The following is an 18,980-nucleotide window of genomic DNA, read 5'->3' as shown; positions in this document are numbered from 1 at the left end:
TTTAACGCTATCAGCGTGTTGCAGCTGGGGTGTCGATGAATAAACAACAAGGTTTTACCCTTGTAGAGCTGGTCACTACCATCATCTTGATTGCCATTTTATCTGTGGTGGTCTTGCCGCGCTTCTTTACCGCCTCAAGCTACAGCGCCTATACCCTGAGAGATGAACTGATTAGCGAGCTCAGGCGCGTTCAGCTGATGGCGCTGAATAACCTGGATCGCTGCTACAAGGTGAGTGTGACGGCGACAAGTTATCGTGCCGACATTTACGGCGCCGATTGCAGCAGCCTAGCGGTCAGCGGCAATGCCCAGTCGCTGCACCGCCAGACCAGCCTGAGTTTAGGCAGCTTAAACAGCTTCACCCTGACCTTCGACCGTGACGGCAGAGTGACGGGCAGCTGCGCGGCGGGCTGCACCATCAAGGTCACCGCCGATGAAACCTTAGACCTCAGCATAGAGAGCCAGGGGTATATTCATGGACGCTAGCAGAGCTATCTTACCAAGGCGCGCCTCAGGCTTTACTCTAATCGAGTTGGTCGTGGGCATGATAGTGCTTGGCATCGCCCTAGTTATGCTCACCAGCATGCTGTTTCCCCAGGCGGATCGCGCCGCCGAAACCCTTCACAGGGTGCGCTCTGCCGAGCTGGCGCATTCCCTGCTCAACGAGATCTGGGGCAAGCGTTACGATCAGAACAGCAATCCCAATGGCGGCGTGCCCGCCTGTGGCGCGGCGGCCAGGCCAGACCTTGGATTGCCAGCAGGGCTGCCCTGTACTGACGAGGTCAACTTTGGCGCGGGCGGACTCGATCGCAACGCCTATCGGGATGTGGATGACTATCATGGCCTGACCCAGGCCAGCAAGATGCTCAACTCGGATCGCACCTATGCTCAGGAATATATTAACTACCAACTATCGGTCAGCGTGAGTTATCCCGGCAGCGACAAGAACAGCAAGCTGGTGGCGATCAATGTGACCACACCCAGTGGCGAGGTGATCACTTATCATGCGCTGCGGAGTAACTACTGATGGGGCTGCAAACTAACAAGGGCTTCACCTTGGTCGAGATGGTGACCGTCATCATCATACTTGGCATCCTGGTGGTCGGGGTGAGCAGCTTCGTGATCTTGAGCACCCGCATCTTCGTCGAATCCAGCTCTGTGGATCAGGTGCTGAGTCAGAGTCGTTTCGTGATTGAGCGTATGACGCGGGAGCTACGTAATGCCCTGCCAAATAGCATTCGGGTGGACAAGTCAAGCGATGCCCAGTGCATAGAGTTTATGCCTATCACTGCCAGCGCCAGCTATATCAACCTGCCTATTGCGCCAAGTGCCGAGGCCGATACTGGTAGCATCATGTTGCCAGCGCAGGGAGTAAACCTGGCCCACAAGATAGTGGTCTATCCGCTATCGCCCGGTCAGCTCTACCAAGACAGTCCATCGACCAAACAGGGTCGTATCTTCGATGTTAACAGGCTGAGCGGCAATCAGATTGAGTTTAACAATGTGCTGCGCTTCGATGAGGCCTCGCCTCAGAAGCGCTACTTCATGGTCAATGGCGCCGTGAGTTACTGCTTCTTAAGTAGCGGCGATATCAGGCGTTACGACGGCTACGGGGTTCAGACAACCCAGCCGACACCGGCGCAGATGGGGACGGGGGCCTTGATGGGCCGGTATGTGGTCAATAACTTAGGTAGCGAGGCGCCGATTCACTACACACCGGGTACACTGGTTAACAATGCCGTGGTGCAGTTGTCGCCCCGTTTCGAGGTGAATGGCCAGACCTTTCAATATCAACATCAGGTGCAGGTGATCAATGTTCCCTAATCGAGCCAGGCAGCGAGGCAGCGCCCTAGTGATAGGCATTTTCATCATTACTGTGATGTTTCTGATGGCGGCGGCGCTCGTCAATATCGTTAGCGATGCCGACGAGGGGGTAAACCTGGAGGTCTTGGCGACCCGCGCCTTCGCCGCGGCGAACAGCGGCGCCGATGCTGCCCTGGCGCAGCTGTTTCCCCTAAGTGGTGCTGTGTTGGGTTGTTCTAGCGTCTCTGCTAGTTGGACACCGCCGGATGTGGTGGGCTTTCATGGCTGTAATGTGGTGTTAAGCTGCAATCAGATCACAGTGGCGACAGGGAGCGACAGCGTGACCCAATATCTTATCGGCAGTGAGGCGACCTGCGCCGTGGGCAACTGCGATGGCAATGCCTGTCTGCGCGTCAATCGTAAGGTGGAGGTCGAGGCCCGTGAATAGACTCCTGCTAACCTTGCTCGCTGGCTTGTTTTACCTCATTTTCTCCACCGGTGTTTTTGCCGTGCCTCAGTGTGATGAGATTTTTACCGACAAACCGACGGGTGATCATAATCCCGGCCTGGTGCCGCCCGACGATATTGGGGCATATAGGGGTAACCTGATTTGTACAACACAAGGGTGGAAAAGGAGTTGCTCATCAAGTGATTCCTTTAGCGCGGGTGATTACAATTTCGGCGAGGGGGATTTTAAACAGGGGAGCTATGTTTTTACCAATAATGCCTCTACGCGGCTTTATTTCAATAACTTATCTATTAATAACTCAGCTATAAATAGCTCAGGTAAAGCCGAAAATCTGATTATTTATGTCAGAGGTGAGTTAGTTCTATCTGGGCATATTTCGATCAATGCCATAGTGTATGTGGCGGGAAGTGTCACCATTGCACCTCACACTTTCATTGATGGTGCCTTGGCCTCAGGGGGGAACCTAGGGATACATCAAAACGGTGGCGTTGATGTCGATCTCGATGCGGTAGATAACGCCGACTTCGGCGGCATGTGTGACAAGGGCGGTGTGAGTGTCGATCACTACCGACTCGAATTTACCTCGGATGCGCTGAGCTGCGCCGCCAAAGACATACTGCTGCGTGCCTGTGTCAACGCCGACTGTTCGACCCAGGCGAGTGTCTCCTCGAGCGTCGAGTTAACCAAGAACGGCGTAAAATATGCTGATGTCGGCTTTACCGGCTCGGCTCAAACCCAGGTGTGGCATCCAGACGGCGGCAGCGTCCTCCTGGGACTTGGCACTACGGCACCATCCGCGCCCTATCGCTGTTATATCGACGGTGCTCTGGTGGCTAATGCCCAGTGCCTGCTCGACTTTGCCGATACGGGATTCTATTTCGATGTGCCCGACAGCACCGCCTGTAAGACGGGTAACAGCTTTAATCTGTTTGCTGTGACCAAGGATACTCAGACTCAGCAGTGTAAGCCCCTGTTTGCCAACCAGACCAAGACGATTAGCTTCGGCTTCGATTATCTGCGCCCGGCAACGGTAAACAATCCGGCCCAGCTTACCCTGAATAGCCTGTTATCGCCGAGTGACTCGATAGCGATCGATGGTGGCGGCACTCAGACAATGCAGGTGCATTTTAACGGTGAAGGAGTTGCCAGTCTGTCGGCCAACTACCCAGAGGCGGGCGTGGTGACGCTTAGCGCCGAACATAGCCACACTGTTTCGCGTCCTGCCGGAGGCTCAGAGACTCTGATGCTCACCCATAGCGATAGTTTTACCTCGGCACCCGCCGGTTTTCATTTTGCCAATGTCAGTGCCAATGGGCGCTGTGATGCCAGTGATCCCTATGACGTTGACTGTAAGGTACTGGCCGCGGCGGGTGAACCCTTTAGCATGCAGGTGACTGCGGCCTGTTGGCAGAGCGATGACGATAAGGATTTCAGCGACAATAGTGCGCTGCAGAATTTCGAGCATGGCGGCCTGTCTGTGGTGTCACAGGTGGTGCAGCCCGATACCGGGGTAAACGGCGTGTTAGGACGTGATAGCCTGGCGTTCTCACTATCATCTGGCGTCAGCGCTCAGATCATCAATGATCAAAGCTGGAGCGAGGTTGGCACTATGAAGGTGGCGCTTGGCGCGGATGTCAGCTTTGAGGGCGTGACCATTCCCGCCAGCCAGTCCAGCAGTGAGGTGTTTGGCCGTTTCACACCGGCCTATCTAGAGATCACAGGCAACGACCCTGAGGCGGCCCAGAGCTGCGGCGCATTTACCTATCTGGATCAGCCCTTCGGCTTTAAAACGGGCGCCGAGCCAAACATTCAGGTGGCGGGGTTAAATGCCCAAGATAAGGTTACCAGCAATTACCAGATCGGTGATTGGTGGCGTTACAAACACAGGGATGAGGCAGAGCGCAATCAGTGGCCTGAGCGCAGCTATCAAGACAGCACAGGGCTAGCTGTGATTGGCGACAGTCAGGCGCCGGCACTCTCAGGCCAGGTCAATTATCGCGGTTCACCCAATGTCGCTGAGTTGATAGACGCCCAGCCGAGTTACCGACGCACCCAGACGCCACAGGAACCCTTCGATGCCGATTTTGATCTGGTTTTGTCGGTGCTGGACGTCAGCGATGAAGATGGTATCTGTTATCGCGACAGCGCCGCGGCTGCTTGCCGCGGATTTACCTTTAGCGATATCGGCGACGGTAAGGCCTTCGAGCTGCGCTATGGTCGTCTGGTGCTGGAAAATGGCTATGGCCCTCAGTCGGAGAGCCTGCGGCTGCCGCTACGTAGCGAATATGTTTCAAGCGTGACTGCTGGCGTGCCTACCTGGACATTAAATGGCGATGATAATTGCTCGATTTTTAATACCCAGACCTCACTCGATGCCGGCGAGACGGCAACCTCTGGCCTGTATCGCATCCTACCTTCGGGCTTCCCCGATCTGCAGGCCTATAGCGATAGTGGATTGTCGCTGCGCAGTGGCGCTCTGGTGAATGGCGTGGGCAATCTCTATTTTGCCATCCCCAATCAGGCGGGCGAGGTGCCCCTCAAGCTGCATGTTGAACCTTGGCTCAAGGGATATTGGAACTATCCGGGGAACGCTGCCGATACCTTGTTTGATCCCAGGGCCAATGTCTATTTTGGCACCTATCGCGGACACGATAAGATCATCTATTGGCGGGAAGTGAAATAGCCTATCTACCAATTGCTGAGCGAGTGTTCACTTAGGCTGACACAAGCCTCAATGATGAACAGATATTTATCTAAGGATCAGCATAATATCCTTGTGGAATGCGGGGGGCATTGATAAAGTTACCTGATTTTTATTTTTCCGACTCCACTGAGACAGGCTGGTTACATGTTCAAGAAGCTGCGTGGCATTTTTTCTAACGATCTTTCGATCGATTTGGGTACGGCTAACACCTTAATTTACGTTCGCGAAGAGGGCATAGTGTTAAATGAGCCTTCGGTTGTTGCAATTCGGGGCGAACGCGGCAGCGGCGGCCAAAAATCGGTTGCCGCCGTGGGAACAGAAGCTAAGCAGATGCTGGGTCGTACGCCGGGCAACATTCAAGCCATTCGTCCAATGAAAGACGGTGTGATCGCCGACTTCTACGTTACCGAGAAGATGCTGCAGCACTTCATCAAACAGGTGCACAATAACAGCGTATTCCGTCCAAGCCCACGCGTCTTGGTGTGTGTGCCTGTGGGAGCCACTCAGGTTGAGCGTCGTGCGATTCGTGAATCGGCCATGGGCGCAGGTGCTCGCGAAGTCTATCTGATTGAAGAGCCAATGGCGGCCGCTATCGGTGCTGGCCTGCCTGTGTCGGAAGCAACAGGTTCTATGGTGGTGGATATCGGTGGTGGTACTACCGAGGTGGCCATCATCTCGCTCAACGGCGTTGTTTATTCCTCTTCTGTGCGTATCGGTGGTGACAAGTTTGACGATGCCATCATCAACTATGTGCGTCGCAACTATGGGAGCCTGATCGGTGAGGCCACGGCCGAGCGCATCAAGCACACCATAGGTACCGCCTATCCGGGTGACGAAGTGCTGGAGATCGAAGTGCGCGGTCGCAACTTGGCCGAAGGGGTACCACGTAGCTTTACCCTGAATAGCAACGAGATCTTAGAGGCGCTGCAAGAGCCGCTCTCTGGCATCGTTAGTGCCGTGATGGTTGCGCTGGAGCAGTCTCCGCCAGAACTGGCTTCGGATATCTCTGAGCGCGGCATGGTACTGACAGGCGGTGGCGCGCTGCTGCGTGACCTCGACCGTCTGTTGATGCAAGAGACCGGCATCCCTGTGATGGTGGCCGACGATCCGCTGACCTGCGTGGCCCGTGGTGGTGGTAAGGCATTAGAGATGATCGACATGCATGGCGGCGATCTCTTCTCTGACGAAAACTAATTCGGCTCAAGAAAATAGGCAGCAAGACTCTGGTTACACCCCTGGCGAGGCATAGTAAATGATGGCTCGCCGCCCAGACACCACAAGGTGAATGGGTAAAAAGTGGGTACCGGGTTCGCTGCCTTAAGTGTTTTATGAAACCTATTTTTGCCCGCGGTATTTCGAATCAATTCAGGCTCACATTGGCAATTGTTTTGTCGGTGATCTTACTGGTGGCCAACGATAGGCTGGAACCGGTGCGCCAATCTATCTCCTCTGTGCTCAGCCCACTGCAATACGTGGCTAATATCCCCGGTGCCATCCTGGATTGGTCCGCCGAGAGTATCGCCACCCGTAACATGCTGGCCAAGCAGAACAAGCAGCTGCTGCGGCAACAACTCCTGATGAGCGAGCGTCTGCAGCGCTTCGAGCACCTGAGACAGGAAAACGATCGTCTGCGCGCCCTGCTGGGCTCTCCGGTACACATGGACTCCAAGAAGATGGTGGCCGAGGTGATGGAAGTGGCCAGCGATCCCTTTCGTCACTATGTGGTGCTCAACCATGGTGCCCGTAGCGGCGTCTTCGTGGGTCAGCCCGTGGTGGATGCCCATGGCGTCGTCGGTCAGGTGGTGGAGATCAGCGAGCTGACCAGCCGGGTGCTGCTGATTTCAGACGTGACCCACGCTATCCCGGTGCGGGTGACCCGTAACGATGTGCGCCTGGTGGCCCAGGGGATTGGTGAGCTCGACGAGCTCGAGCTGCGGCACGTGGCCAAGAGTACAGACCTTAGGGTTGGCGATCTCCTGGTCTCCTCGGGTCTGGGTAAACGCTTTCCCGAAGGCTACCCGGTGGCGCGCATCATGACGGTCGAGCGCGACGATGGCCAGAGCTATGCCACTGTCACGGCCCAGCCTTTGGCGGCACTGGACCGTATCCGTTACCTGCTGTTGATCTGGCCAGATGGCAATCAGAGTGAGCAGGCCGAGCCGGTCGAAGCAGGCGCCGATGCCCAACCGCAAGCGGAGGAGACGCCATGAGCATGCATATTCCCCACGGTCGTTGGGTGGTCTGGTTAAGCTTCCTGCTGGCCATGTTATTTCAGATCATGCCGCTGCCCGGCTTGGTCGAGGGCTGGCGCCCCGACTGGCTGCTGCTGGTGATGATCTACTGGGCGATGGCGCTGCCGCACCGCTACAATATCCTTTCGGCCTGGGTGCTGGGCGTCTTGCTGGATATCCTGCTGGGGGCCCACCTAGGCATTCGGGCGCTCTCCATGTCGCTGGTGATCTATGTGGTGGTACTGCATTTCCAGCGCCTGCGTAACTTCCCCATGTGGCAACAGGCCCTGATGGTGGCCAGCCTGGTGTGCCTGCACCATCTGCTGGTGTTCTGGGTACAGTTTGTGGTGAACGTGGCCAGCTTTGATGTCAGCCTGTTCCTGCCGGCCCTGTCGAGTCTGATCATCTGGCCTTGGGTATTTTGGATGCTGAGACGCATTCGCCGTATTTATAAAGTGAGATAATGATGCAACTGGTATTAGCCTCTTCCTCTCCTCGTCGTCGCGAGCTGTTGGCTCAAGTGGGTCTTGGCGACCCCGGCTTTGCTTTCGAGGCGCTATCCGCCGACATTGACGAGAGCCATAGGGCAGGGGAAAGTGCCGAGGCGTTCGCGGTGCGTCTGGCGATCGAGAAGGCGCACGCTGGTCTAGCGCTCTGGGGACAGGCGGGCGCCGTGGTGCTGGGCTCAGATACTATAGTGGTATTGGACGGTGAAATCTTAGGTAAGCCTAAGGATGAACAGGACGCCAGGCAGATGCTTAGCGCGCTGTCGGGCAAGTGCCATAGTGTGATGACGGCGGTAGCTGTTACCGACGGTGAGCGGACCCTATCTCGATTAGTTGAAACTAAAGTGCAATTTTGCGGCCTAACTGAACAAGATATCTTAGCCTATATCGCCACCGGCGAACCTATGGACAAGGCCGGCGCCTATGGCATTCAGGGCTTAGGCGGCTGCTTCGTCGAGGCCATCGACGGCAGCTATTCGGCGGTGGTAGGACTACCCTTGGTGGAAACCCGGGCCCTGCTGGCCGAGATTAAGCTGTTATCCGCTTAGCGTTTTACCCAATAGATTGAGCCATTTAGGTCTAAGTTGTTCTAAAATTAACGGTCCTTAGGCCGTTAATGCATTAATCATATTTGAGTGAGTAAACATGAGTCACATAGTCAAAAACAGAGTACAGAAGAAGATAGGTTCTGAGCTATTGATCAATGTGACGCCTACCGAGGCGCGGGTGGCGCTGGTGGAATATGGCATCTTGCAAGAGGTGCATATCGAGCGCCGCATGAAGCGTGGCCTGGTGGGCAACATCTACAAGGGCAAGGTCAGCCGGGTATTGCCTGGCATGCAGGCCGCCTTCGTGGATATCGGCTTGGACAAGGCCGCCTTCCTCCATGCCTCTGATATCGTGCCCCATACCGAGTGTGTCGCCGACGTCGAGAAGGGCAACTTCGTGGTACGTGACATTGCCGAGCTGGTGCGCCAGGGTCAGGACATCATGGTGCAGGTGGTAAAAGATCCCCTGGGCACCAAGGGCGCGCGCCTCACCACAGATATCACCTTACCCTCACGCTATCTGGTATTCATGCCAGGCTCCAGCCATGTGGGTGTATCTCAGCGCATCGAGTCTGAAGAGGTACGTGCCCGTCTCAAGGGACTGACCGAGCCCTTTGTGGATGAAGATGGCGGCTTCATCATCCGCACCGCCGCCGAGAATGCCGGTGAACAGGAGCTGATCCAGGATGCGGCTTTTCTGCGCCGGGTCTGGGCCAAGGTGTGCGAGCGTCGCAAGCGTCCTGGCGTCTCGCTGCTCTATCAAGATCTCGCCCTGCCTGTGCGTATCGTGCGCGACTTCGTCGGCACCGAGCTGGATCAAATCCAGGTGGATTCCGGCCAGACCTACGAGGAGCTGCTGCAGTTTACCCAGGAGTTTATGCCCGAGATCGCCGACAAGATAGAACACTATTCCGGCCGGGTGCCCATCTTCGATCTCTATGACGTGGAGAACGAGGTGCAGCGTGCCTTGGGGCGCAAGGTAGAGCTCAAGTCTGGCGGTTACCTGATCATAGATCAGACCGAGGCCATGACTACGGTGGATATCAACACAGGCGCCTTCGTCGGCCATCGCAACCTGGAAGAGACCATATTCAACACCAACCTGGAGGCAACTCACGCCATCGCTCGCCAACTGCGCCTGCGTAATCTGGGTGGGATCATCATTATCGATTTCATCGACATGCTGAACGAAGATCATAAGAAGCGTGTGCTCAGCACCCTGGAGGCGGCACTGGCCAACGATAGGGTGAAGACCAATGTCAGCGGCTTCTCGGGGCTCGGCCTGGTGGAGATGACCCGTAAGCGCACCCGCGAGAGCCTGGAGCATGTGCTGTGCGGCGAGTGTCCGGCCTGTTTCGGCACGGGTAGTCTGAAGACGGTCGAGACGGTTTCTTACGAGATCTTCCGCGAGATCATCCGCCTTAATCGCGGCTATGATGCCGACGAGTTCCTGGTCTACTGCGCCCCGACTGTCTACAACAGCCTCACCGGCGAGGAGAGCCATCTGGTGGCTGAACTCGGCGCCTATATCGGCAAGCATGTTCGCCTGCAAAACGAGCCCATGTATGCGCAAAACAAATTCGATGTGGTGATAATGTAGTGTCACGCCCATTCTGTCCCCGCACCTTCGGCCGCCTATGCTGGCAGATGATCGCCATCATAGTGGTGCTTTTCGCCTTGAGCGTCAGCCTGTTCAGAGGCCTGCTACCTAAGCTGGATCAGGTCCGTCAGGAGCTGGTGAGTTATATCTATGAGCAGTATCAGGTCAAGGTCGAGGTCAGCGAGCTTACCGCCGAGTGGCAGGCGTTCGGCCCTGCGGTGACCATCAAGAATCTGGTCTTGCCGGTGCAGGAAAACCTGCCGGTCACCTTCATCATAGACAATGTCCACCTCAAGTTGGATTTCTGGGACAGCCTGGTCTCGGCGTCGCCCCAGATAGAGAATGTGATCTTCGAGGGGGTCAAGATTGCCCTGGATCTCGACCGTATCAGTCAAGCCGGTAACGGTCAGCAGAGCAGCGATGCGCCAGTGGCAGAGCAAAATACCGATTGGCTCTATGCCCTGATGCTGGAGCAGTTCGACCGCTTTGCCATCACAGATGTGACCATGCAGCTGATCAGCAGCTCTCACAAATACCGACCTATCCATATCAGGGATCTGCGCTGGCGCAACCTGGCCGGTCGCCACAGAGCCGAGGGCGCGCTGTTCCTCGACGAGCAGGCCTCAGAGGTCGAGCGTCTTTCCCTCTCCGTCGATATTCGTGGCGATGGCCATAGCCCAGAGTCCTTGACCGGTCAGCTCTATCTGGCGGCCAACTCGCTGGATCTTGGTGAGTGGGCATCGCGCCAGGAAAATCCTTATGCCTCGGGCAAGAAGCTGCCGCTCGAGGGGGTGGTGAACCTGCAGGCCTGGGCCGAGTTCTCTAACCGCGCCTTTACCGCGGCGACGGTCGCCTTCGAGCCGAGCTGGCTACAGTGGCAGCTCAAGGGTGAGCAGCAAAAATTTGAAATTAAAAGGGGGCAGCTCAACTGGCAGCCGCAGGTCTCGGGCTGGCAACTGACCAGCTCAGACCTGGCCTTCGTCACCAATGGTCAGGCCTGGCCGGCGCTGCATATCGGCGCGCGCAAACGTGACGATATGTTGATGGCCAGTATCAATCAACTCGATGCCGAGGTCTTGTTGCCTCTGTTGCCCCTAGTGCCCGGCATGGATCTCGATGGTCTCTACCTGTGGCAGTCGATGGATCCCAAGGGCAGCATAGAGCAGCTCAAGCTGGGTTACGGCGAGCAGCAGGGCTTTGCCCTGTCGGCGCAGCTCAAGCAGATTGCCTGGCAAGGCAGCGGCGCCATCCCTGGGGCTGAGCCGATTGACCTTATGCTCGGCATGCAGGGGAGCGACCTCTATCTGTCTGCGCCCGAGCAGCAGTATCACTTGGATTTTAACGGCGGTTTCGAGGAAGCATTGTCCCTCGCGGGTGACGCCTTCACGGTAAAATATGCCTTGGGCGAGGCGGCGCTGATCGCCCCTAAGCTGCATTTCTATAATGCCGACCTGGATCTCGATGCGGCCATGAAACTGGGCTTTGCCGGTGAGGCCAGCCTCAACCTGCTGGCCGATGTGCAGGTGAAGAACGCCGCCAGGGCCAAGTACTATTTCCCTAAGCATGCCATGTCCGAATCTCTGGTCGATTACCTCAGTGGCGCCATCAAGGCGGGGCATAGCCAGGACGCCAAGGTGGTGTGGAACGGCCCGCTGAAGCATTTCCCCTATGACGACAACAGCGGTGTGTTTCAGGCCGGTTTTTCATTGAATCAGGCCCGCTACAGGTTCCAGCCCGATTGGCCGGAGGTGACAGACCTGAGCCTAAATGCCCTGTTTGAAAACGCGGCCATGGATATCTGGGTGAACAAGGGGATGTTGATGCAGGTGCCGGCAGACGGCGCCCATGTTGCCATCCCGCGCATGAGCCATCAGACGTTGTTGACGGTAAAGGCGGATCTGCGCACCCAGGGCGAGGCCGCCAAACAGGTGCTGCAACGCTCACCCCTGGCCGATACGGTCGGGGCCACGCTAGAGGTGGTGCAGGTGCAGGGTGAGGTATCGGGCAAGCTGGATCTCAGCATCCCCCTCTATCATGGTGGTAAAGAGGCGATACTGGGACAGGTTAAGTTCGACAATACCCCTGTCTATATCAGCGAACCCGGGGTGCAGCTAGATGGGGTGACCGGCGAGGTCTACTTTGCCAACGAGGTGGTCACTGGTGAGAAGATACAGGCGCGTCTGTTCGAGCAACCCGTGAGTTTCACCTTCGACACAGGCAAAACCAACAAGCATTATGGCCTGAATCTGGATATGCAGGGGCAGTGGGCGCTGGCCTCGCTGCCGGCGATGTTGGATAACCCCCTCAAGGATTACTATAGCGGCGAGCTGGATTGGCAGGGGGCCATGACGCTGATCTTCGATGAACTGGGTTATCGTATTCAGGCCCAGGTGAAGAGTGACATGCAGGGCGTCGAGCTTAGCCTGCCGGGTAAGTTTGCCAAGACGGCCGACAGCCCGCGAGCCCTCTCCTTCGAGCTGATCGGTGATAACAAGCAGGCCTCGTTAGGGGCCAAGCTTGGGGATCAGATGGAGTTCTGGGGGGGATTCGACGAGGAGTCGGGCGACCATCTGGCGCACTTCGACCTGCTGCTGGGACGCTTGTTTAAGCCGGGCGACCAACTCAAGCGTCAGGCCGGCCATCTGCAGCTGGATATGCCTGCCACCGAATTTGCCCCCTGGCTGCCCATCATCAAGGGATTCATGGGCGATGCCGCACTGGAATCCTCACTGGACATGGCCATGCGGGAAGCCTTAGCGGAGCAGGCGCCGGAGACTCCGCTGGTGCAGGCTGATACCGAGCCTAAGAAGAGCAGCTTCTTCCCGCCGCTGATTGCGGTCGACGGTCAGGTACGTCAGCTGAACCTCTATGGGCAGCCGCTGACCGAGCTGAATCTGGAGGCGCGTCCCACAGAACATGGCTGGCGCTTCGAGGGCAACGCCAACGAATTTAGTGGCCGGGTGGACTTCTACCCAGACTGGTCGACCCAGGGCTTAAAGCTGGTGGCGAGCCGATTTAACTTTGCGCCTGAGAGCAAGGAGGGCGAAGCCTCTGAGGTTGCCAGCGATGAGGTGCTCAGCATATTGCCACCGCTGGCGGTGGATGTGGATCAGTTCAGCGTCTATGGCAAGCCGCTGGGCCACCTGGTGTTGCAGGCGACGCCCAAGAATGGCGACTATCAGATCCAGACCATTGCCATCACGACCCCGGGGATCACCCTCAAGGGTAAGGGCGCCTGGTCCAACAGTGAAGGGCAGAACCTGACCGAGTTTCAGGTGGATCTCAAGGCCAAGCAGTTCGATGAGGTCTCAGAGCGTCTGGGCATAGACCCAGGTCTCAAGGAGGCGCCGCTGGAGCTGCAGGCCGAGCTGTCATGGCAGGGAGCGCCCTATGCCTTCTCGCTGGAGACCCTCAACGGTCAGATCAGTTACAAGCTGGGCAAGGGCCACCTGTCTGAGGTGAGTGACAAGGGCGCGCGCATCTTCTCTTTGTTCAGTCTAGATTCCTTGCTGCGTAAGCTGTCGCTGGATTTCTCCGATGTCTTCGGCAAGGGGCTCTACTTTAACGCCTTTACCGGCACCCTTAAGCTGGATAACGGCGTGGTCAAGACCACGGACTCCGAGATGGATGCAGTGGCGGGCAACATGAGGGTGCGGGGCTATACCGACCTCACCACAGAGAGCCTCAACTACGACATACGCTTCGTGCCGCAACTGGCCTCAAGCGTGCCGACCGTGGTGCTGCTCAGCACCGGCGGTTGGACACTTGGCCTGGGTGCCTTCGCCCTGACCAAAGTATTGGAGCCGGTGATCGAGGTGATCTCCGAGATCCGCTTCAGGCTGACGGGCACCATGTCTGAGCCTAAGCTGGAGGAGCTGGAGCGTAAGAGCAAGGAGATAGAGATCCCCGAGTCTGTCCTGCCGCGTCAACCAGGTCAAGAGCCTAGTACAGAGGCTAAGCCAGAGAGCGTGCTGCCAGAAAGCAAACAGCCAGCGCAGTTAAAACAAGAGCAGCAAGAACAGAATCCAGTGCAGCCTGGGGCAGACACTCTGCCAGCAGAGGGGGCGGGTGAGCAGGTGATGCCATCTGGCGTGGAGATCCCTAAGCCGGCGGTCGTCGCCATGCCCGAGTTTAAGGAGACGCCCACCGGGCAGCAGGCGCCAGTGGAACAAAAAATTGAGACGCCGCAACAGCAAGAGTCACAGGAAAAGCCAGTGAACAAGGAGTCAAGCGATGCAGGTCAGCCTATTACAATGTCAGAGTGGTCGCGACGTCGAGGAGAACCTCAGCTTTATTCGCGAGCAGCTTGATGCCCTAGTCGGTGGCGAGCGCCCCCATCTGGTGGTGCTGCCCGAGTGCTGCCTGCTGTTTGGTGGCCATGAGCGTCAACAGCTGGCTTACGCCGGGGATGATGCCGACAGCGAACTCAAGCAGACCCTGGCCGCACTGGCGAAGCAATATGGTATCTATCTGGTGGCGGGCACCATTCCTATCCTGGCCGATGAGGGGCGGGTGTTTAGCCGCAGCTACCTGTTTAACGATAGCGGCGAGACCCTAGGCCATTACGACAAGCTGCATCTGTTCGACGTGGATGTGGACGACGGCACTAAGTCTTACCGGGAGAGTGACACCTTTTGCCCCGGTGAGGCAGTAACCGTTGTCGATACGCCTTTCGGTAAGGTCGGGATGGCGATATGCTATGACATCAGGTTTGCCGATCTATTTCGCGCCATGCGTCTGCAGGGGGCGGAGATCATCGTCTTGCCGGCGGCCTTTACCCGGGTGACCGGGCGGGCGCACTGGCTGCCCCTGCTGCAGGCCAGGGCGATAGAGACCCAGTGCTTTGTGTTGGCGGCCGCTCAATGGGGCGAGCACAATCAGAGCAAGCGCGAGACCTGGGGACACTCCTGTGTCATCGATCCCTGGGGAGAGGTGCAGGCGATCAAGCCCGAAGGTTGTGGCTGGTTGTCGGCAGAGTTAGACCTTAAGGCCATAGAGGGGATACGCCGCAACATCCCAGTGGTCGAGCACAATCGTTTCGAGTCACCCAAATTAAAGAGATAATAAAATCGCGCCTTCCATGCGCCATAGAGAGAAAATTAATGCCATTTTTAACCCAAGTAGAACAGAGCCTCTTGCAAGACGGATTGTCGCTGGATCAGTTGCAAGGCTATATCAATAGCATTCATCAGCATCAGGTGGACTTTTCCGATCTCTATTTTCAGGGCAGTCGCCACGAGTCTTGGGTGTTAGAAGATGGCATAGTCAAGGAAGGCAGCTTCCATATCGAGCGTGGTGTGGGCGTGCGTGCCATCAGCGGCGAGAAGACGGGCTTCGCCTATGCCGACGAGATCACCCCAGCGGCGCTGAGCGCGGCGGTCGAGGCGGCACGTGGCATCTCTGCGGCGGGCAATAGCGGCCACGTTCAGGCCTGGAATCAGCAGAAGGTGACACCTCTGTATCAGAGTGCCGACCCTATCGCCGCCATGGAAGAGGTGAAGAAGATAGCGCTGCTCAAGCAGGCCGACGCCTATGTGCGCAGCCTAGATCCGCGCATCATACAGGTGGTGATCAGCCTGTCGGGCGTGCACGAAGAGATCTTAGTTGCGGCCAGCGACGGCACCCTGGCGGCGGATATTCGCCCCTTGGTACGTTTCAACTGTAGCGTGGTGCTGGAGCAGGACGGCAAGCGCGAGCGTGGCGCCAGCGGTGGCGGTGGACGCCATGATTATCAAGTGTTTTTCGAGTCGGGCGACGATGGTCTGCCTAGCTGTTTCGCCTTTGCCCGCGAAGCCGTGCGTCAGGCCTCGGTCAACCTGACCGCCATAGATGCCCCCGCCGGTGAGATGCCTGTGGTACTGGGCGCGGGTTGGCCCGGGGTACTGCTACATGAGGCCGTGGGCCATGGCCTGGAAGGCGACTTTAACCGTAAGGGCAGCAGCGCCTTTAGCGGCCTGGTGGGCCAGCAGGTGGCCTCTAGCCTGGTGACTGTGGTGGACGATGGCACCTTGGTTGATCGCCGCGGCTCGCTCAGCATAGACGATGAAGGGGTTCCTACTCAGAAGACTGTGCTTATTGAGGACGGCATCCTCAAGGGTTATATGCAAGACAAGCTCAACGGCCGCCTTATGGGCCAGGCCTCAACCGGTAATGGTCGCCGCGAGTCTTATGCCCATCTGCCGATGCCGCGCATGACAAATACCTATATGGAAGCCGGCGACAGCTCGCCTGCCGATATCATCAAGTCGGTGGACAAGGGGATCTATGCGCCCAACTTCGGTGGCGGTCAGGTCGATATCACCTCGGGCAAGTTTGTGTTCTCGGCGTCTGAAGCCTATCTCATCGAGAAGGGCGAGATCACCCAGGCGATCAAGGGGGCGACCCTGATAGGTAATGGTCCCGAGGCCATGGGGCAGATCTCTATGGTTGGTAATGATCTGGCGCTCGATAAGGGGGTCGGTGTCTGTGGTAAAGATGGTCAAAGTGTGCCCGTGGGCGTGGGCCAGCCTAGCCTGAAACTCGACCGCTTGACGGTAGGCGGCACGGCGTAATTTAGTCGCCGACCTCGCCTCTGGCAGAGCTGTCAAAGGCAAGTACCGCCCTGCAGGAGTGGTTGCAAGAGAGTAATTAAGGAAGGCTGTCGACAGCTTGTGAAGCGGCTTGCCAACAAGGCTAGCTTCTCAACGCCCCCATAGGGTGTTAACATTTGCCAAGGAAATAGAGTTATAGCTCTAGAGGTGTCGATGAGATATTCACATATTGTTTGGCTGTCGCTGTTAGCCCTGTCGGGGAATGCCGCCCAGGCTAAGGAACTCGCCTTCGGCGATGCCTGGCAGCAGCTGTTACAGGTCAGCGACAAGTTGCAGGCCAGCCAGCAGGAGGTTAACCGTGCCCAGGCCGAGCAGGCCGCCGGCGAGGACCTCAACCTGCCTTCGCTGTCGATCAACGGCAGCTACACACGTTTAGAGAAACCCCTTGAGCTGGATCTGAGGGATCTCAACCCCTTAGCCAGTCTCGACCCCGCTACCTTGCCGCCGGCACTCGGCGGTGCCTTGGGCGCCATTCCGGGGTCGCTGTTTGTCACCCCTTTTACCGAGCAGGATGTCTTCCGCTCCAGCCTGCAGGCGATGTGGCCCATCTATACCGGCGGCCGGATCAGCGCCGCCCAGGGGATCCATGAGGCCCAGGTGGCCGAGAAGGAGCAGCAGCATCAGCTGTCTACCCGGGATCTCTTCGTCCAGCTGGTGGACAGATACTATGGCGTGGCGGTGAGCCATGCCCTGATGGCGACTCGAGGTCAGCTGGTGGAGGCTCTCACTGAGCACGCCGAGCATGCGGTCAAGCTTGAGCAGCAGGGACAGATCGCCAAGGTGGAGCGACTCAATGCCCAGGTAGCCCTGGAAAATGCCCGGGTGGATTATGCCAGCGCCAAGCGTCAGCTGGAGATGAGCCAGATCGCCCTGTCACGCATGTTGCATCAGAGTGATGTCGATACCGCCTCTAAGCTGTTTCTCCTCGATAATCCGCCCTCCCTCGGCCAACTCAGTCAGCTGACCCTGACTAGCCATCCGGCGCTCAAGCTGCTGGAGGCCAAGGAGACCCAGGCCAACGGCCTTATCGATGTGGAGAAGGGCAGTTATTACCCCACAGTCTTTCTCTACGGCAACTACACACTATATGAAGACGATAGCCTGCTGGCCAAGATGGAGCCGGACTGGATGGTCGGCGTCGGGGTGAAGATCCCGCTTATTAGCCGCGACGGTCGTAGTGGCAAGGTCGAGGCCGCCCGCAGCGCCCTGTTGCAGGCACGCTACACCAAGGCGCAGACCCAGCAGGATCTCAGCCTGCTGCTGGATCAGAGCTATCGCCAGCTGCAGCAGGCCAGAGAGGAGACTGAGTCTCTCGACCTGTCGCTGTCGCTTGCCAAAGAAAACAAACGCCTAAGGGATCTCGCCTTCAGCCAGGGGCTGTCGACCTCTATCGAGAAGGTAGATGCCGAGCTTAAGCTGAGCGGCGTGCAGACCCAGCAGTTGGCGGCCCAGTACCGCTACGTACAGGCCTACGCCAGATTGATGGCCATCAGTGGCCAGTTAGATGAATTTATCGGTCGTTCACGCACCGCCCAGGAGAGAGCTGATGCGCACTAACAGAATCCTAGCCATTGTCGCCCTAATCGCCTTGGTGGCCATCCTGGCCTACGGCCTGATGCTGGCCCATACGCCCAAGGCCGAGCGACTGCAGGGGCAGATCGAGGCCAGAGAGTACAACATCTCCTCTAAGGTGCCAGGGCGCGTGGCGCAGGTCATGGTGCGCCGCGGCGACCAGGTGGCAGAAGGTGATCTCCTGTTTGCCATCGACAGCCCTGAGCTCAATGCCAAGCTGATGCAAGCCCAAGGGGGCCGCGATGCCGCCAAGGCGTTGCAACAGGAGGCGGATAACGGCGCCCGCAAGCAGCAGGTGGCGGCTTCTAAGGAGCAATGGCTAAAGGCGAAGGCGGCAGCAACCTTGGCAGAGACCACCTACCAGAGGGTAGAAGCCCTGTTTAGCGAAGGGGTGTTGGCCCGTCAGAAACGCGACGAGGCCTTTACCCAGTGGCAGGCGGCCAAGTACACCCAGCAGGCGGCCTATGCCATGTATCAGATGGCCGAAGAGGGCGCCCGTGAAGAGACCAAGGCCGCGGCCGAGGGTAATGCCCGCATGGCCGAGGGCGCGGTCAAAGAGGTCAGCGCTATTTTAGCCGACAGCCAGATGCGCTCGCCCAAGTCCGGCGAGGTCAGCGAGGTGCTGCTGCACCCTGGCGAGCTGGCGCCTAGCGGCTTCCCTGTGGTGAGCGTTATCGACATGCAGGATGCCTGGGCCGTGTTTCAGGTGCGTGAAGACCAGCTTAAGGGCTTTAAGGTGGGCGATACCCTGGAGGTGGAGATCCCGGCGCTCGGCGAGCGTTACCCCTTCAAGATCGCGCACATCAGCGTCATGGGCCATTTCGCCACCTGGCGCTCCACCGAGAGTGGCCACGACTTCGATATGCGCACCTTCGAGATGGAGCTAAGACCCGTAACCCCCATCGCCGACCTCAGAGTGGGCATGACCAGCCTGTTGGTACAGTAGGCCTTGGCGTCC

At 57.6% G+C, this 18,980-nt stretch carries 15 protein-coding genes; all 15 read left to right on the top strand.

Going from position 1 to position 18,980, the window contains the following annotated elements:
* The first annotated feature begins 35 nt into the window (after positions 1-35).
* The 15 genes from AYI87_RS04615 (at position 36) to AYI87_RS04545 (ending at position 18,968) form a co-directional block, all read left to right on the top strand.
* Positions 36-485, top strand: a complete 450-nt coding sequence (locus AYI87_RS04615; protein WP_144200012.1) for a type II secretion system protein — start codon at positions 36-38, stop codon at positions 483-485.
* Positions 475-1,026 carry a type II secretion system protein gene (locus AYI87_RS04610; protein WP_144200010.1) on the top strand — a complete coding sequence of 184 codons (552 nt, stop codon included), beginning with the start codon at positions 475-477 and terminating at the stop codon, positions 1,024-1,026. Before AYI87_RS04615 ends, AYI87_RS04610 begins: the two co-directional genes overlap by 11 nt.
* Positions 1,026-1,823, top strand: a complete 798-nt coding sequence (locus AYI87_RS04605) for a PilW family protein (RefSeq protein WP_144200008.1) — start codon at positions 1,026-1,028, stop codon at positions 1,821-1,823. The genes AYI87_RS04610 and AYI87_RS04605 overlap by 1 nt, the downstream gene beginning before the upstream one ends.
* On the top strand, positions 1,813-2,250 hold the full coding sequence (locus AYI87_RS04600; RefSeq protein ID WP_144200006.1) for an MSHA biogenesis protein MshP: 438 nt from the start codon (positions 1,813-1,815) through the stop codon (positions 2,248-2,250). Before AYI87_RS04605 ends, AYI87_RS04600 begins: the two co-directional genes overlap by 11 nt.
* Before the next feature lie 466 nt (positions 2,251-2,716).
* Complete coding sequence (locus tag AYI87_RS04595; protein WP_260865070.1) at positions 2,717-4,954, top strand: DUF6701 domain-containing protein; 2,238 nt, start codon at positions 2,717-2,719, stop codon at positions 4,952-4,954.
* Between the two features lie 165 nt (positions 4,955-5,119).
* Positions 5,120-6,169: a rod shape-determining protein gene (locus AYI87_RS04590; RefSeq protein ID WP_011864209.1), complete on the top strand. Its 1,050-nt coding sequence runs from the start codon at positions 5,120-5,122 to the stop codon at positions 6,167-6,169.
* Between the two features lie 134 nt (positions 6,170-6,303).
* Positions 6,304-7,185, top strand: coding sequence for a rod shape-determining protein MreC (gene mreC / locus AYI87_RS04585; RefSeq protein WP_144200002.1), 882 nt, complete (start codon positions 6,304-6,306; stop codon positions 7,183-7,185).
* The gene (mreD, locus tag AYI87_RS04580) at positions 7,182-7,670 is read left to right on the top strand and encodes a rod shape-determining protein MreD (protein WP_011864211.1); all 489 of its coding nucleotides are present in this window, start codon (positions 7,182-7,184) and stop codon (positions 7,668-7,670) included. Before mreC ends, mreD begins: the two co-directional genes overlap by 4 nt.
* Positions 7,671-7,672: 2 nt before the next feature.
* The gene (locus AYI87_RS04575; protein ID WP_313955029.1) at positions 7,673-8,260 is read left to right on the top strand and encodes a Maf family protein; all 588 of its coding nucleotides are present in this window, start codon (positions 7,673-7,675) and stop codon (positions 8,258-8,260) included.
* A 97-nt stretch (positions 8,261-8,357) separates the two neighbouring features.
* Positions 8,358-9,860: a ribonuclease G gene (gene rng / locus AYI87_RS04570; RefSeq protein WP_011864213.1), complete on the top strand. Its 1,503-nt coding sequence runs from the start codon at positions 8,358-8,360 to the stop codon at positions 9,858-9,860.
* Positions 9,860-14,170: a YhdP family protein gene (locus AYI87_RS04565; RefSeq protein ID WP_144199998.1), complete on the top strand. Its 4,311-nt coding sequence runs from the start codon at positions 9,860-9,862 to the stop codon at positions 14,168-14,170. Before rng ends, AYI87_RS04565 begins: the two co-directional genes overlap by 1 nt.
* The gene (locus AYI87_RS04560) at positions 14,094-14,924 is read left to right on the top strand and encodes a carbon-nitrogen hydrolase family protein (protein WP_144199996.1); all 831 of its coding nucleotides are present in this window, start codon (positions 14,094-14,096) and stop codon (positions 14,922-14,924) included. The genes AYI87_RS04565 and AYI87_RS04560 overlap by 77 nt, the downstream gene beginning before the upstream one ends.
* A 38-nt stretch (positions 14,925-14,962) precedes the next feature.
* Entirely contained in the window at positions 14,963-16,411 is a 1,449-nt protein-coding gene (gene tldD, locus AYI87_RS04555) for a metalloprotease TldD (protein ID WP_144199994.1), read from the top strand.
* 192 nt (positions 16,412-16,603) lie between these two features.
* Positions 16,604-18,007, top strand: a complete 1,404-nt coding sequence (locus AYI87_RS04550) for a TolC family protein (protein ID WP_144199992.1) — start codon at positions 16,604-16,606, stop codon at positions 18,005-18,007.
* Entirely contained in the window at positions 17,997-18,968 is a 972-nt protein-coding gene (locus AYI87_RS04545) for an HlyD family secretion protein (protein ID WP_144199990.1), read from the top strand. Before AYI87_RS04550 ends, AYI87_RS04545 begins: the two co-directional genes overlap by 11 nt.
* The last annotated feature ends 12 nt before the right edge of the window (positions 18,969-18,980 follow it).

Origin of the sequence: Shewanella sp. KCT (assembly GCF_007636505.1) — a bacterium.
GTDB classification, from domain to species: Bacteria; Pseudomonadota; Gammaproteobacteria; order Enterobacterales; family Shewanellaceae; genus Shewanella; species Shewanella halotolerans.
Note: the sequence above shows the minus strand (reverse complement) of the source record. Positions and strands in the feature narration are given on the sequence as shown.